At 38.7% G+C, this 15240-nt stretch carries 15 protein-coding genes; 7 read left to right on the top strand and 8 right to left on the bottom strand.

Annotation, left to right across the window (positions count from 1 at the left end; translation table 11 throughout):
- Positions 1 to 6: 6 nt before the first annotated feature.
- The gene (hinT, locus tag V6W77_RS00910; protein WP_025236586.1) at positions 7 to 366 is read left to right on the top strand and encodes a purine nucleoside phosphoramidase; all 360 of its coding nucleotides are present in this window, start codon (positions 7 to 9) and stop codon (positions 364 to 366) included.
- 4 nt (positions 367 to 370) lie between these two features.
- Positions 371 to 742 carry a YcfL family putative periplasmic lipoprotein gene (locus tag V6W77_RS00905; RefSeq protein ID WP_334253510.1) on the top strand — a complete coding sequence of 124 codons (372 nt, stop codon included), beginning with the start codon at positions 371 to 373 and terminating at the stop codon, positions 740 to 742.
- A gap of 35 nt (positions 743 to 777) precedes the next feature.
- On the opposite strand, the gene V6W77_RS00900 is transcribed toward V6W77_RS00905, so the two are convergent.
- From V6W77_RS00900 to proQ, 5 genes are all read right to left on the bottom strand, one after another.
- Positions 778 to 1410 (bottom strand): MBL fold metallo-hydrolase, encoded by a 633-nt coding sequence (locus V6W77_RS00900; RefSeq protein ID WP_025236588.1) that lies wholly within the window; start codon positions 1408 to 1410, stop codon positions 778 to 780.
- 16 nt (positions 1411 to 1426) lie between these two features.
- Complete coding sequence (mepK, locus tag V6W77_RS00895) at positions 1427 to 1981, bottom strand: peptidoglycan L,D-endopeptidase MepK (protein WP_283386328.1); 555 nt, start codon at positions 1979 to 1981, stop codon at positions 1427 to 1429.
- A gap of 164 nt (positions 1982 to 2145) precedes the next feature.
- Positions 2146 to 3675 carry a L,D-transpeptidase family protein gene (locus tag V6W77_RS00890; protein ID WP_487348995.1) on the bottom strand — a complete coding sequence of 510 codons (1530 nt, stop codon included), beginning with the start codon at positions 3673 to 3675 and terminating at the stop codon, positions 2146 to 2148.
- Between the two features lie 93 nt (positions 3676 to 3768).
- A complete protein-coding gene (prc, locus tag V6W77_RS00885; RefSeq protein ID WP_334253509.1) occupies positions 3769 to 5781 on the bottom strand; it encodes a carboxy terminal-processing peptidase in 2013 nt (670 codons plus the stop codon).
- A 74-nt stretch (positions 5782 to 5855) separates the two neighbouring features.
- The gene (gene proQ / locus V6W77_RS00880; RefSeq protein ID WP_025236592.1) at positions 5856 to 6395 is read right to left on the bottom strand and encodes an RNA chaperone ProQ; all 540 of its coding nucleotides are present in this window, start codon (positions 6393 to 6395) and stop codon (positions 5856 to 5858) included.
- Positions 6396 to 6720: 325 nt separating this feature from the next.
- Here proQ and V6W77_RS00875 point away from each other — a divergent pair, with 325 nt between their 5' ends.
- Positions 6721 to 6933, top strand: coding sequence for a cold-shock protein (locus tag V6W77_RS00875; protein WP_025236593.1), 213 nt, complete (start codon positions 6721 to 6723; stop codon positions 6931 to 6933).
- A 53-nt stretch (positions 6934 to 6986) separates the two neighbouring features.
- Here V6W77_RS00875 and V6W77_RS00870 read toward each other — a convergent pair whose 3' ends face one another.
- Together V6W77_RS00870 and proC are read right to left on the bottom strand one after the other, a co-directional pair.
- Positions 6987 to 8144: a 3-phenylpropionate MFS transporter gene (locus V6W77_RS00870; protein WP_334253508.1), complete on the bottom strand. Its 1158-nt coding sequence runs from the start codon at positions 8142 to 8144 to the stop codon at positions 6987 to 6989.
- A complete protein-coding gene (gene proC / locus V6W77_RS00865; RefSeq protein WP_334253507.1) occupies positions 8141 to 8959 on the bottom strand; it encodes a pyrroline-5-carboxylate reductase in 819 nt (272 codons plus the stop codon). The genes V6W77_RS00870 and proC overlap by 4 nt, the downstream gene beginning before the upstream one ends.
- An 87-nt stretch (positions 8960 to 9046) precedes the next feature.
- Between proC and rdgC the strand changes: the two genes are divergently transcribed.
- From rdgC to argE, 4 genes are read left to right on the top strand one after another with little or no spacing between them, the layout of a single operon-like run.
- Entirely contained in the window at positions 9047 to 9955 is a 909-nt protein-coding gene (gene rdgC / locus V6W77_RS00860) for a recombination-associated protein RdgC (protein WP_334253506.1), read from the top strand.
- 21 nt (positions 9956 to 9976) lie between these two features.
- Complete coding sequence (locus V6W77_RS00855) at positions 9977 to 10582, top strand: beta-phosphoglucomutase family hydrolase (RefSeq protein WP_025236597.1); 606 nt, start codon at positions 9977 to 9979, stop codon at positions 10580 to 10582.
- Between the two features lie 11 nt (positions 10583 to 10593).
- A complete protein-coding gene (locus V6W77_RS00850; RefSeq protein WP_334253505.1) occupies positions 10594 to 11391 on the top strand; it encodes a DUF998 domain-containing protein in 798 nt (265 codons plus the stop codon).
- Positions 11392 to 11414: 23 nt separating this feature from the next.
- Entirely contained in the window at positions 11415 to 12560 is a 1146-nt protein-coding gene (gene argE, locus V6W77_RS00845) for an acetylornithine deacetylase (protein ID WP_334253504.1), read from the top strand.
- A gap of 77 nt (positions 12561 to 12637) precedes the next feature.
- On the opposite strand, the gene V6W77_RS00840 is transcribed toward argE, so the two are convergent.
- Positions 12638 to 15232, bottom strand: a complete 2595-nt coding sequence (locus tag V6W77_RS00840) for an autotransporter outer membrane beta-barrel domain-containing protein (protein WP_334253503.1) — start codon at positions 15230 to 15232, stop codon at positions 12638 to 12640.
- Positions 15233 to 15240: the final 8 nt, after the last annotated feature.

Raw genomic sequence — 15240 nt, 5'->3', positions numbered from 1 at the left:
CATTTTATGACTACAGAATACCAAGAAACGATTTTTACCAAAATCATTAACAAAGAAATTCCTGCCAATATTGTCTATCAAGACGAGCTTGTTACGGCATTTCGTGATATTTCTCCACAAGCCCCTACGCACATTCTGATTATTCCGAATAAATTTATTCCAACCGTTAATCACGTTACTGCCGAAGATGAATTAGCATTAGGGCGTTTATTTACCGTTGCAGCCAAAATTGCTAAAGAAGAAGGTATTGCCGAAGATGGCTATCGTTTAATTATGAATTGTAATAAAAACGCAGGGCAAGAAGTGTTCCACATTCATATGCACTTACTTGGTGGAGAGAAATTAGGTCCATTAGTGGCGAAGTAACATTATGCGTTTATCCTATTTTACTTTTGCAATTTTTTCACTTTTTTTGACCGCTTGTGCAAGCAAGCCGGTAAGCTATTTACCAACAGGTTCAAAGCCTATTGTTAATATTGAGGAAAATATTGCACAAAAAGTGGAACTCGATACCAATGGCAAAACCTTTAGTGCCACTAACTTAACAGATTTTCCACTTAATGTGATTTACAAGCTATTTTGGTACGATAAAGATGGTGTAACCCAATCACCAAATGGTATTTCAGAAAGTTCAGGCTGGCAACCGTTATGGCTACAGCCAAAGCAAAAACAGACCGTGGCATTAATTAAACCTACTGAAGAAAGCCATAATTACCGGCTTTATTTGCGAGGTGCAAGATAGTAAAAAAGCAGAGTGAAAACTCTGCTTTTTTATCTCTACGACTTCAAAAACGGATTACTCTGTTTTTCTCGCCCAATAGTGGTATGTGAGCCGTGCCCCGGCACAATGATGAAATCATCATCTAAATCAAACATTTTAGTACGAATAGTTTCTAAAAGCTGATCATAACTTCCCATATACAAATCAGTTCTTCCAATGCTGTCTTGGAATAAAACATCACCACTAAAAGCGATTTTATTCTCAAAATCAAAGAAACCAATATGTCCCGGTGCGTGTCCCGGCAAGTGGCGAATATGGTATTTTAACTCACCTACCTCAACCACATCGCCTTCTTCTAGCCAGTGATCCGGATAAAATCCTTCTACCGCTGGTAAGCCAAATTGTTGGCACATTTCAGGTAAATGTTCAAATAATGGTTTATCTGCTATCTGAGAACCAAACACTTCAACGTTAAAATGATCTCTAACAGCTTTAACAGCCATAATATGATCTAAATGTGCGTGAGTAATCAGCAATTTTTGCACGTTTAAATTTTGAGATTCTACAAATTGAATGATACGGTCTGCATCATCACCGGCATCAATAATAGCTGCATTTTTATTGTTATCCCATATCACAGTACAATTTTGCTGGAATGGGCTAACAGGAATAATTTGCAAATTAAACATAAAATATGACCGCTTGTTAGCCTCTCCAAGTACGAACAGGACCGGTATCAACGTGAACAAAATTACTACGAGGATAGTAACCAACCCCTCCATTGTTCAAACTTTCTGCTGCTTGCCTTACTTTATTTAAAGGCACTCCTGAAACTTGGAAATCTACTGCTTGACCAAGAATATGATAGCTATGATGTGCTACACCACGACTTCTACGACGCATTCTTGCATTAGTTTGTGCCGAGCGATAACCACTTAATACTAGAATTTCTGCATTATGGAAACCTAAACGACGCTGTAATTGGTTAAGTTTAACGAATAATTTTGGATCAATCGCTTTAACTTGATTGATATGACGATCTCGCATCAAATAATTTAATTGACCGAGATCTTTTTTATTTAAACCACCTGCACCAAATTTCGCTGTGTAGGTATCGCCTGTATTAATATTACGAAAACGTAATGCAGCAGGGGCAGGAGTAGAAAGAGCTGCCATTACTTGACCCGGCAGAAGGCTAGCCCCTAAAACAAGTCCGCCGAGTGATAACCACTTACGGCGTTGAACATCAATTTGTTTCATTTTTTCCTCATAGGTTAGCTAATAATTTAAAGAAAATCGCTTCGATAAACGAATTTCTGTAAATCTATAGTGTAATTTTTAATCATAGATTACAATTAGTAATCTAAATTATAAAAAAGTTCCAAGAAGATACCGGATCTTCTTGGAGCTTGTGATGTATTACGTTAAATCAAACTTTTAACTTTTCCCCAACTAATTGAATATTGTGGAATTTTCGCATCAAGGTTGTAAATATCCGGCAAAGTTTGTACCTTTCCACCTTCAACCCAAGCAGTTACATAATATAAATAAACCGGATTATCCGAGCGAATTTGTGCAGAAGTGGTTTTTTTACTACCTAATACTTGGTTCTTTTTATCCACGCTCCAACCTGATTCTTTAAGAAGGATTGTCGCTAAATCATCTGCTTTTTCTACACGCACACAACCTGAACTTAACGCTCTGTCTGTCTTACCAAATAATCCTCTGTTTGGCGTATCGTGTAAATAAATTGCATCTGAACTTGGCATATTAAATTTATAGCGACCTAATGCACTATCATCACCTGCTTGCTGGCGAATACGGTATGGTGTACTTTTTGCATTTAAATACTGCGACCAATTCACGCTACGCGGATTAATTTTATTACCGCTGCCATCTAAAATTTCAAAACTAGCACGATCTGCATAGCCTGGATCACGGGCAAGTTTTGGCACAATATCTTTTGTCATAATACTCGTTGGAACATTCCAAGGCGGATTTACTACAACATTACTTAATTTGCTGTACATTACAGGCGTTTTACGATCAGCTCGTCCAACAATCACTTTAGACTGCAAAGCCAATGCCCCATCACGGAAGTAATATAATTGATAACTTGGAATATTCACAAAAATACCGTTATTGAAACTTGGAATAATACGCAAGCGTTGAGCATTTAGTGCTAATTTATAGAAAGAACCGCCATTATTTACTACTTCTCCCCCCGCTACTTTACCTTTTTTAGATTTTGCTGAAGATGAACCACCTACCATTGCTAATACTCTTTCCGCAGTATCACGATATAAATGATTTCTTGGCACAAGATTAGTTACAAACTGACCTGATGAACCATCTTTTACCGCACTCGTCCATTTAGTAATTTGTTCCAGAGAAGGGGCTTTAGGTGAGTAGCTTCCTAAGTTATATAACCAGTTATTGGCATTTTTAAACACATTTTTGTTGTAATACAAATAATCTAAAAAGCCATCTGTTAATAAAATATCTCTACCTAAACCTTCCGGCTGATTTAAGATTTGTTGTAATGCTTTAGCAGATTTAGACGATACACCACTTGCAGCAAATAAAGCATATTCTTTTAAAAAAGCTTTTTCTGCGGCTTTGTCATTCCACATTGTGGCAAATTCATTGTCTAAATAAACTTTTGTTGTCGCTTGGTTTAGTAATAGGGCATTATTACCAATTTCTTGATTCACTCTCGCTTCTGCCTCTGCAAATTTTCTTGCTTGCTCTTGGCGAATTTGTTCTTGAGCTAACGCGTAATCTGCCTGTTTTACCAATTCTGCGGCACGAGCTTGTTGGGCTGCAAAACTTAACTGCGGTAAAATTGTATCTTGCACAACAGGTGCAGCTGTAGCCTGAGTAACTGTTGCCGTTTCAGCTAAAGCTAAACCTGAAAAAGCCATCATAATAGGTAATAATTTAAAGGTTTTCACCCACTCTTCCTCTTAATATCATTTGCAAATTTTTTCAAAAAATAGACCGCTTAGTAATCTAAGCGGCAATATTTGTGTATATTATAAACACATTTATGGTTTTTTACCAATATTCGACCAATCTACTACCATTTGTACAGTTTCTTTTAAGAAAAAGTCAGGTGCTTCATAATCTTTTGGTAAATCATCAATGCTTTTCAATGCTTTTTTACCTTCTCTTGCGAAACGGGCATTAATATCTTTCAAGCGTTTTACATCATCGGTTTTCTCTTCTTTCAAACGCTCTTCTAAATTTAACGATAAGAATTTACGCTCATCACGCTCTTTACGAATAGCGATATTTTCATTTAATACGATGAACTCCGGATGTTTCGCAATACGCTCTTCGTGTTTCGTTTTTAACTCTGAAACTGCATTGCGTGCATTACCCGCTTCTTGATACGTCGCTGCAGGCACTTTATCCCAAGGCAGAGCGTTGTCTTCAAAACTTTCGCCAGTTTTTTCCGCATTAATGATTTCAGGGAATTTAATATCCGCATCAACCCCTTTCAGCTGAGTACTACCACCATTAATACGATAGAATTTTTGAATTGTATATTGAATAAAACCTAATGGTTCTTTATCTAAATCATACACAAAATTCAATGAACGGCTTTGCTGCACTGTACCTTTACCAAAGGTTTGCTGACCAACAATAATCGCACGGTTATAGTCCTGCATTGCAGCTGCAAAAATCTCGGAAGCCGATGCACTATGGCGATTAATCATTACCATAATTTTACCGTCATAAACGATTTTTGATTCAGGATCTTCGTGTACTTTGATACGGTTAAAGGCATCTTGCACTTGAACTACCGGTCCACCTTTAATAAATAAACCCGTTAATTCAATCACTTCCGTTAATGAACCACCACCGTTCTCACGCAGATCGATGATTAAACCTTCCACATTTTGCTTACTCATATCCGCTAATAATTTACGCACATCTTCAGTTAAGCCAATATAGAAGGTTGGAATTTTAATTACCCCAACACTTTTTCCATCTACTTTCTCAAGAGTTAATTTAGCTGCACTATCTTCAATACGCACTTTATCACGCACAAGTGTGATGATCTTCGTTTTCCCGCCTTTTTCCGGCTCAATCTCTAGGCGAACTTTTGTGCCTTTTTTACCTTTAATCTTATCGACTACATCATCTAAACGCCAACCGATAACATCTTCAATTTCGCCTTTCTCACCTTGACCAACGCCGATAATTTTATCGCCAACCACAAGTTTCTTACTTTTCGCGGCTGGAGCACCCGGCACTAAAGACTTAATACTGGTTACATCATCTTCTTGAGTAAGTGTTGCCCCAATCCCTTCTAATGAAAGGTTCATACTCTCTTGGAAGGCTTTTGCCGCACGAGGCGATAAATAACTGGTATGAGGGTCAATCTCACGAGAAAATGAATTCAAGTAAGTTTGTAAAATATCATCTGCTTTCACTTGAGTTAAACGTTTAATTGCAAAATTATAACGTTTGACTAAAGTTTTCTTAATGTCAGCCCATTTTTTATCTTTCAAATATAAATTGATAATATCGTTTTTGACACGCTGCTCCCAAAGTGTATTCGCTTCTTCCACACTTGTTGGGAATGCCGCTTTTTCACGGTCTATCTCAATTTTATCGCTGCCTTTTAAATCCGGCTCTTTATCCAATAAAGACAATGCGTAGCTATAACGTTCATAACGGCGTTTAGACATCAGCTCATACATTGCAAATGCTGCATCTAATTTACCGGCGTATAAATCATCATCTAATAACATAGCATATTTGCTACGCATTTCATCAATATCCGATTGCAAGAAAGTATTATGCGATGGATCAAGCCAATCAACATAACGGTTAAAAATTTTCAATGCAAACTCATCATTTAGTTGGAATTTATGATAATGAGATTGAGTGAGACGAGCTGTAACACGTTTGGTTGATAAGCTGTGCTGTTCACTTGGTTTTGGAATAACAATGTTATTCTCTTTAATATCAGGTTGAACCGCAAAGACATTGCTAACCAATAAACCTAAAGTTAGTGCAACTATTTTGTTTAATTTTGTTAATTTCATTTTCTTTTCCAATCTACAAGCGGTCATAAAACGATAAAAATTTGCAAAGGGCGTTTATACGCCCACTATACATATTATTTACGACCAAATTTACTTGCTAAAGCTGCTAATTTTTCCTCTGATGCTTTAGGTAAATTATCTGCTACTTTTTTTGCTTTAGAAGCCACACGTTTTTTAGCATTTTCTTCACGTGCTTTTTGCTTAAAGAATTCTTTACGTTGCTCTTTACGTTCTTGTGCTTTACGCTCTGCAACAACTGCTTTGGCTGCTGCTAAGGTTTCTGCTGCGTGAGTTGCTTCTTCTTCTGTTACAAAGCCAACTTCTTCGCCTTGTAAACCGACACGAGCAGCATTCGGTTGGCTTGCAGCTAAATAACGCCAAGAGTTTGTATAGTTACGCAACACTTGACGTAATAAGGTTTTACTTACTTTTTCATCATCTTTTAACGCTTCTGCTAATTCTTGGAAAAGCCCCACTTTTAGCGGTTTAACTTCCCCTTCAACAGTGAAACAAAGCGGGAATTTTTCCGCTAAATACCCAATCACTTCCTTTGTGCTTGGGTTCGTTTTATTGTTAGTCTGTTCTGTTGTTTGCTCTACTTGTTGTTCCGACATAATAAGTTCCGTTAATAAAAAATTCGAGAATTTGCTAAGTTAAAATCTAACTTAATACTATATTTGATTTATAAAGCTTCGTCCATATAAATCGCATATTCGTTTTACAAAAAACAGACTATTTTTTTAGATAAATGTTCACAAAAGCGTAAAAATCATTTGCTTAAAAAATGAATAAATGCTCTAATGGTAAAAGCTGTTCGTGTGTTAATTAGTAGTTGAATCTTTTTAGTTATTTTCCTAAAAGGTAAGTGATTGATAGATGCGTCTGTAATATCCCGTCTAGCTATCTTTTATCACTTTTTATATTTATAAGGAAAATCCTATGTCAGCAGTTACTGGTACAGTAAAATGGTTCAATTCAACTAAAGGTTTTGGTTTCATCACTCCAGACCAAGGCGGAAAAGATGTATTCGTTCACTTCTCTGCAATCGAAGCAAACGGTGGCTACCGTACTTTAGAAGATGGTGCAAAAGTACAATTTGAAATCCAAGATTCAGATCGTGGTGCATCAGCAGTAAACGTGAAAAAAATCTAATTTTTAACGATTTTTAAAAATAAATGCCGACATAATGTCGGCATTTTTTATGCTTATTTCAAAATCTGTACCTCAAATTTTTTCGGTACAATAAACATCGCCGGTACAACAAAAGCAGCCATTAACCAGAAGGTTAAACTTGGTGAATATTGATAGATCATTCCCGCTACAAAGGTAAATACCGCCATAAACGCACAGCTTGCCAAACCGAAATATAAGCCTTGTAACTTCGTAATATTTTCTGCCGATTGCATTGAAATATAGCGAATCATTGCAATATGAGAAGCCCCAAAGGTAACTGAGTGTAACATTTGTGCAAAAATCATTAATGCAATCTCTGTTGTACTCCCCATAATCCCCCAGCGGATAAAAGCAAATACCGCAGATAAAATCATCAAATGACTAATTTTCCACGACTTAAACAACTGTTTAGAGACTAAAAAGAACAAAATCTCCGATACCACCGCTAATCCCCAAAATAAACTGGTGATTTCCGTTGAAATGCCTGCATTTGACCAATGAATGGTGCTATAGGTGTAATAAGTTGCGTGAGACGCTGAAATTAACGATACCGCAATTAACATTCGTAAGGTGGTAGGTTCTTTTAATAAGGCTAAGTAAGTTACATTAGAGCCATTAGTTACCACATTCTTATCTTCAAAACCAACTGTTGGTCTAGCGAATTGCCCAATGCCAAACAAGACTAGAAAGCCAATAATAACCCAAACTACAATATCTTCGCCTAGCTGCCCGATAAAATAGCCACCGCAAAGCGAACCAACCACAAATGCGATTGAGCCAAAAAGTCTGGCTTTACCGTAATCCAAACCGACTTGTCGTTGCCAAATGGAAGCTATACTATCTGCAATCGGCATCGCCCCTGAATTAAACATTTGAAACAGCATTAAGACAGGAAAGACCAACCAAATAGAATCGCCTGAAAATGCCAGCACAACGGCAACTGCAATATTTAGCCACGTTAAGGTTCTTGCGGTTGGAATAAGCTGGTTTACCGCTTTTACTCGCTGCGAAGCCAGCATACTGCCGCCAAAGCGAAACAGGTAGCCTACGGCAGCCAGTAACCCGATAATTTCAGTGGAATAGCCGTGATGCTTTAGCCAAACAGGTAAAAATGGCAGTATTACGCCGTAGGCACAAAAGAAACCGAAATAGTTAAATGCCGCCCATTTAAACGGTGAAACCGCTATCATAATGACTTCTCCATTTCCTCAGCACGGTAAATTGCCGCCCACATTGCTTTATCTACCGTATCGGCAAGATTGGCTTGCTCAAATACCTCAAGGGCTTTAGCTGTTGTACCACCTTTGGATGTTACATTTTCTCGTAAGGTTGAAAGGGGAACTGTTGGATTTGCCTCTACTAATTTTGCCGCTCCAAGTGCAGCAGATTGCACAAGCAATCTTGCATCTTGCTCGCTAAAACCCATTTGCATTGCACTTTGTTGCATTACTTCCATAAAACGGAAAAAATAAGCAGGACTTGAGCCGGTAATGGCAATAATGTGGTTGATTTTGTCCTCAGTTTCCACCCAATAACATTTCCCTACCGCACTCATTAAGTTCTCAGCAAATTCACAAGCGGTCGAATTTACCGATTTTTTTGCAAATAGCCCCGTCATTCCTTCACCAATCAATGAAGGCGTATTCGGCATTGTGCGGATAATACTTTTCGCTGTTGGAAGCAACTCTTCCAAACGTTTCACCGAAATCCCCGCGGCAACAGAAATGACCCATTTATTTGAAAAATCGATGTCCGCAAATTCTGCACAAACCTCTGCCATCACCTGAGGTTTAACCGCTAACACCACCACTTCCGCTTGTTCTACCGCTTCACGATTTGCAAAATGTGTGGAAATTCCGACCGCTTGTAATGCCTCTCTCCGAGCAATATTGCTTTTATTACACGCAATGATTTGAGAAGCGTGATAACCGCTTCTCAATAAACCTTGAATAATGGCGAATGCCATATTGCCCGTGCCGATAAAGGCAAGTTTTTTACTGTTCATTTGCAAATTCTCTACTGTGTTGGGGTTGGCTCTGTTAAAATACCTTATTCTACACCTTAAAAGATTTCTCTAAAAGGACAGGCAAAAATGGTTTTCTTCAAAAATGTGATGATTTATAAATTAACCGGCGAGCTTTCGCTTGATAGCAAAAGCCTTGATGATTTGCAGCAAGAAACAAAATTCACACCTTGCACTCAATTTGATATGAGCAAATTCGGCTGGTCTAGTCCACTAAAAGGGTCTGATTTACTTCATTTTTCACAAGGTAATCAATTTTTGCTGGTTTCACACAAAGAGGATAAATTACTGCCCGCCAATGTAGTCAAAGCCGAAACCGAGCAACGCATTGCAGAATTGGAAGAAAAAGAGGCTCGTAAACTCAAAAAAACCGAAAAGCAGGCAGTGAAAGATCAGGTGGTGTCTAACCTTTTACCTCGAGCCTTTAGCAAGCATCAATTTACCGCTCTTTGGTTAGATTTAGATAATCAATTGGTTTATGTTGATGCTGCTTCAAGTAAGAGAGCAGAAGATACGCTTGCATTACTGCGTAAAACACTCGGCTCATTACCTGTTGTGCCGATTTCATTCACACTACCGCCGGCAGAAGTGATGACAAACTGGATTGCAAAAGGGCATACACCAAGTTGGCTAACTTTATTAGAAGAAGCCGAGCTGAAATCCTTTGATACCGACAGCGTTATCCGCTGCAAACGCCAAGATTTGGAAACAGAGGAAATCGCCCAGCATTTACAAGCGGGCAAATTTATCACAAAACTTGCAATTGAGTGGGAAGCCCATTTCTCTTGTGTTCTCAATGAAGATGCCACGCTTTCTCGCCTTAAATTTGCTGATGAAGTGCGTGAGAAAAACGATGATATTCTAAAAGAAGATGTCGCCCAACGTTTTGATGCCGATTTCTTGCTGATGACGGAAGAATTAAAAACCTTTACCGCTAAAATGATTGAAGAATTTGGTGGACTTAAAGCCAGAATTTAGGACCAAAATTTAGGAAAAGCAATGTTAGATCAAACTATTATTGACCAATACGATGCCCTTATTTTTGATATGGACGGCACATTAATTGACACTATGCCAAGCCACGCCAAAGCGTGGGAAAAAGTAGGCGAGCTGTTGGGTTATCCTTTAACTTCAGAGGCAATGTTTGAACTCAGCGGCTCAACTACCTTTGTGATTGCCCGTGAAACAATGAAGCGAGCCAATATGCCGGAGCATTATTTTGATGAAGTGGTTAAATTAAAACGCCAATTTGGTATGGAATTAATTCCTGAAAATGCAACATTACTGCCCGCTTTCGAGATAGTGAAAGCCAATCTCGGTAAAAAACCAATGGCGATCGGCACAGGTTCGCACCGTGCAATGGTGGAATTATTAGACGAAAAATTTAACCTACGTCAATATGTTTCGGTTATTGTAGATTCTGATGATGTAAGCAACCATAAGCCAGATCCTGAAACATTTTTAAAATGTGCTGAAAAACTGGGTGTGCCTGCTCATCGTTGTTTGATATTTGAAGATGCCGATTTAGGCGTGCAAGCCGCTCTTAGCGGTGGAATGGACGTGTTCGATGTGCGAACCCATACATTAACCCACGCAACTCGTTAATAAAGGTCGTTATGAAAACAGAGTGGATTAAAAATCTCGTACAAAAATTAATCGCAATTTCAAAAGCGGTGGAAAACTATTTTACAAGCGGTTCATTTGGGGTGAAATTTTACCCTTTTCTGATGCACCCTTGCTTTCGCAAAAGCTGTGCATTTCTAGTATCTATCATTGCGATTGTTTCTAGTTTCAGTGGTGTTTTTTACCTACTGGCAGAACATTTCACAATTTTATTCAGTGAAAGATCGCTTACTACCTATTTCCACCACAGCACCTTAGAATTGCTTGTGCCTGTCGGCACAATGATTGATGGCAAAGCAACCCAACTCTCACCGCTTTCTATCGTAATGAGTTCAATGTTTGTGATACAAGCGGTCGTTTTTTTCTTTATTTATGCAATCGGCATTACCCACATTACCCACAATAAACTGCGTGTTATCGGCTTAGTTTTAGCACTCGGTTTTGCAATTGGTTGCTCGTTAATTTCGGGTATTCAACCCACCTCACGCAGCGAATTTGGTATTTACAATCTAGGGGCAAGCATCACTTTTTTAATTGGTAACTTAACTTTGATTATTGCAGGGCTAGATATTTACCACCCAACAATGCGTTTTTTCAAACGTTTTAGCATTACGGCAGGCATTATCGGGGCAGTTTGTATTTTAATTACAATGTTCTTACCGACGATTTTCAGTCCATTAATTGAGCGAGCAGGCATTTACACTATTATGATGTGGGAAATTTTAGCCGGTTTTGCCATTATTAAACGGTTGAGAAAAATTCCGTCATTAACTCGCCCTATAGAAACATAAAATAAGATACAACAGGATAAACTATGAAACACAACATTCCGTTTATTAACCGCTATGCACAACTTATTGAGCTACCCACGATTTCCAGCTTGGTGGCAGAAAATGATTTATCAAACCGTGCATTGATTGAATTACTCGCCACTTGGCTTGCCGATTTTGGCTTCAAAACCGACATTTTAGCCGTTGAAGGCAGCCGTAATAAATACAACTTACTTGCAACCTATGGCGAGGGCGAAGGTGGATTATTACTGGCAGGGCACACCGATACCGTGCCGTTTGATGATGGAAAATGGACGTTTAACCCCTTCAAACTGACCGAAAAAGAGGGGAAATTATACGGCTTAGGCACAGCGGATATGAAAGGCTTTTTTGCTTTTGTAGTGGACGTGGTCAGCCAAATCGACTTATCGCAAATCAAAAAGCCGATCCGCATTTTAGCCACAGCCGATGAAGAAACCACGATGCTTGGGGCAAAAACCTTCGCACAGCACACCCACATTCGCCCGGATTGTGCGATTATCGGTGAGCCAACTTCGCTCAAGCCGATTCGAGCCCATAAAGGACATATGGGGGAATCAGTCAGAATCACAGGTAAAAGCGGGCATTCGAGCGACCCAAGCAAAGGGATTAATGCAATTGAATTGATGCACGAATCTATCGGCTACTTGATGAAAATGCGTGATGACCTGAAAGAGAAATATCATAATTCGCTTTTCCAAGTTACTCACCCGACAATGAACTTCGGTAACATTCGTGGTGGCGATGCGATTAACCGCATTTGTGCTTGCTGTGAATTACAGTTTGATATGCGACCATTACCAAATATGCCGTTAGCCGATTTATACGCAATGGTTGATGAATACTTAAAACCAATGCTTGAACAATATGGCGATTTAATTGAAATCCGCCCGATACACGACGGCATTCCGGGCTATGAATGCGAACACTCCGCCCAAATCGTACAAGTGGTAGAAAAATTATTAGGTGAAAAATGTGATGCGGTAAACTACTGCACCGAAGCCCCATTTATTCAGCAACTCTGCCCTACACTCGTGCTAGGACCAGGCTCAATTGAGCAAGCTCACCAGCCTGATGAATTTTTAGAGATGAAATATATTGAGCCGACGAAAGAGCTATTAACCAAGTTGATTTATCATTTCTGTCGATAAGATGAAAATAGGGGCAAATTGCAATTTGCCCCTACGTTTTTACAAGCGGTCAAATTTCCCTGATTTTTTGCAGATCATTACCACTGATAACGATAATTCGCTAACACACTAAGTGGTTGCTTAAATTTACTACCAGAGGTAACTGAAGCCTCTAAGCCTAAACGGTGGTTATTATTTCCTGCCGTTAAGCCTAATGCGGTTTGTACTCTGCCTTTATTTTCTGCAACGTCAAACTGATATTGATTCACGCGTACTTTTGCATTATTCGCTTTTTCAGCAATCGCATTCACTTCCGCATAAGGTTGTACATTCCAACCATTATTCAATACAAAGCCTTTTGCGACACGTACGCCTGCACGAGCGGTAAAGAGATTTAAACGGCTTTCATCAGCTTTTCCATTAACGGTATGATAAGCAAGTTGAGCTTGTGGTGTAATGCTCCAATCATTACTTAATGCAAAACGTTTGCCGATTTCGCTGGAAAGACTAAACGCATTGTATTTACGTTTCTCATCAACAAATTTAGCAGTTAAACGTTCATATTTGACGATGTTATCCAGATACCAGCCTTGTTCATTTGCAAAAGTTGCGTATAAACCGACCGCTTGTGAACGTAATTTTCCTTTGCCATATTCACCATTAAAATCCACATCAGCACGGCTTGTACCTACAAATCCACCTAAACGCAGATTATCATTAATGGCACGATCTGCCCCAATTTGTAAGCTGTGAGAATCCATCTCAAACCCTGAAGAACGGCTATCTACTGCCACATTTTGGGCTTTAGCTTCACTTCGGGTATTGCTATTTTTTACCCACACATTGCTGAATTTATCAGTTTTTAACTCGCCTAAACGTTGATGAATGCCTTGTAAGTTTTGGTTCAGCAATATACCTTGAGCCTGGCGGAGAGAAACAAGAGCGTTTGTTTTCTCACTTAAGGCTTTCAACACAGGAACTACAACAGGTTGGCTAGGCTGTGTCGGTTGAACAACAACCGGTGGAGTTGGAGCTACAGGTTTTGGCTGAGCAATTGGCTGACTTGGCTCAGTAGGTGCTGGCGTTACAGGCTTAGCCGGAGGCGTAGGCTGAATAGGGTTATTTTTAACAGATTCAGCTTGGCGGTTTGCCAATACCCAATTTGTTCCCTCTTTATTTAAGCGGTAACGATACGCCCCTGCATCAACATAATCACGATCTTTCAAACTAAATTGAGCTTGCCCTGTTTGGGTTTCAACAAGTGTTACTTTACCATTTTCAGCCTGTGGCTCATTCCCGCTGTCTTTAATACCTAAGGTAAAAAGACCGCTATCTTCGCCTTTTACCACAATTTTATCGGATTGTTGGTTAGCAAGATCGGTGTTGAGATCGAAATGACCATTGCCGATTAAGTAATCTGTAATCGTCAAAGTTTGGAATTGGTTGCCTGTTTTTTGCAATGAGGTTGTAGAATTTGCCATTGCAAGCCCATTTAAATGGCTATCGCCATTAACCGTCCATTGGCTATTTTTCATTGTGAGATCAACATTAGTATTAGCTTGCGTATCAATGCGAATATCTAATTCGTTGTCTTCGTTTTCCTCAGAAACATCTTTAATATTTACAATTCTACCTGATATCTTACTGCTCTCAACATTCACGGTAGTAGAATAATCACGAGAAAGTGGCTCTGTATCTTCATTGGTATTTACTGCCACAAATAATTCTCTACCAGTCACATTACTATGATTAATATTCACTACGCTATGAGCAGAAGTATAATCTTCATTTTCTTTATACCAATATGCGTCAGAAAGCATCGCATAATTCGCATTCACATTACTATGATTGATATCTACTTTTCCCGAACTTAATCCAGCAGCTGTTGTTAAAATATCATTAGTTAAATTAATAGTACCTTGATTAAATTCAAGAAAAGCTCCTTCCTCTCCTATATCTAAAGCAGCCTGTAATGCTCCCAAACCTGTAATATTAACATTCTCCAATACTACCTTCGCACTATCTCGCACTAAAACTCCCGATGATTCAGGCGATAATTCAATTTTATGATTTTTAGCTGTTACCGTTGAACTATCATTTGCCCAAATACCGACAGAGTCTCTACTCTTTAATATCACATCTGCAGAAGTTGTTACATTGCTTTCACCAGATACATCAATAGCTACCAGTAGCGTTTTCTCATCTTCTGATTCTCCTGCTTGTAATCTAACGCCTGAATCAATCTTAGCATTCGCATTTCTAATAGATACAACATTAGCATTGTGATGACCACTATTAGCAACGGTTGCTGTCGTGCCTGATGGGATATATAGACTAGCTTTTCTTTTGTACTCTAATTCAGCAAGAGAAAAAACATCTCTATCAGAATTACCAATACCAATTAAAGAATTAGAACCACGAATATCATCATCAAGTGAAGGTTTATTTTGGTAGTGCTGAGGAGTAACCGAAGCCTCTAGATCATCATTGTGCTTACCTAATTTAGTAGAATTAAGATACCAATAATATTCGGTTTTAGTCTTACCATCAGCTGTCGTAATACCAGAATGTAATGTTGAGTAATAACAATCTGAACTTACCGTGCAAGTATGTTTAACTACATCTGCGTAAGCATATTGCCCTGCTAAAGCAAGACTTAATGCACTTAATTTAAATAATGCTGTCTTTTTCATATTGTTTA

Source organism: Mannheimia indoligenes (genome assembly GCF_036880405.1).
Lineage (GTDB): Bacteria > Pseudomonadota > Gammaproteobacteria > Enterobacterales > Pasteurellaceae > Mannheimia > Mannheimia indoligenes.
The sequence above is the reverse complement of the archived record's forward strand: the minus strand, read 5'-3'. Positions and strand labels throughout refer to the sequence as shown.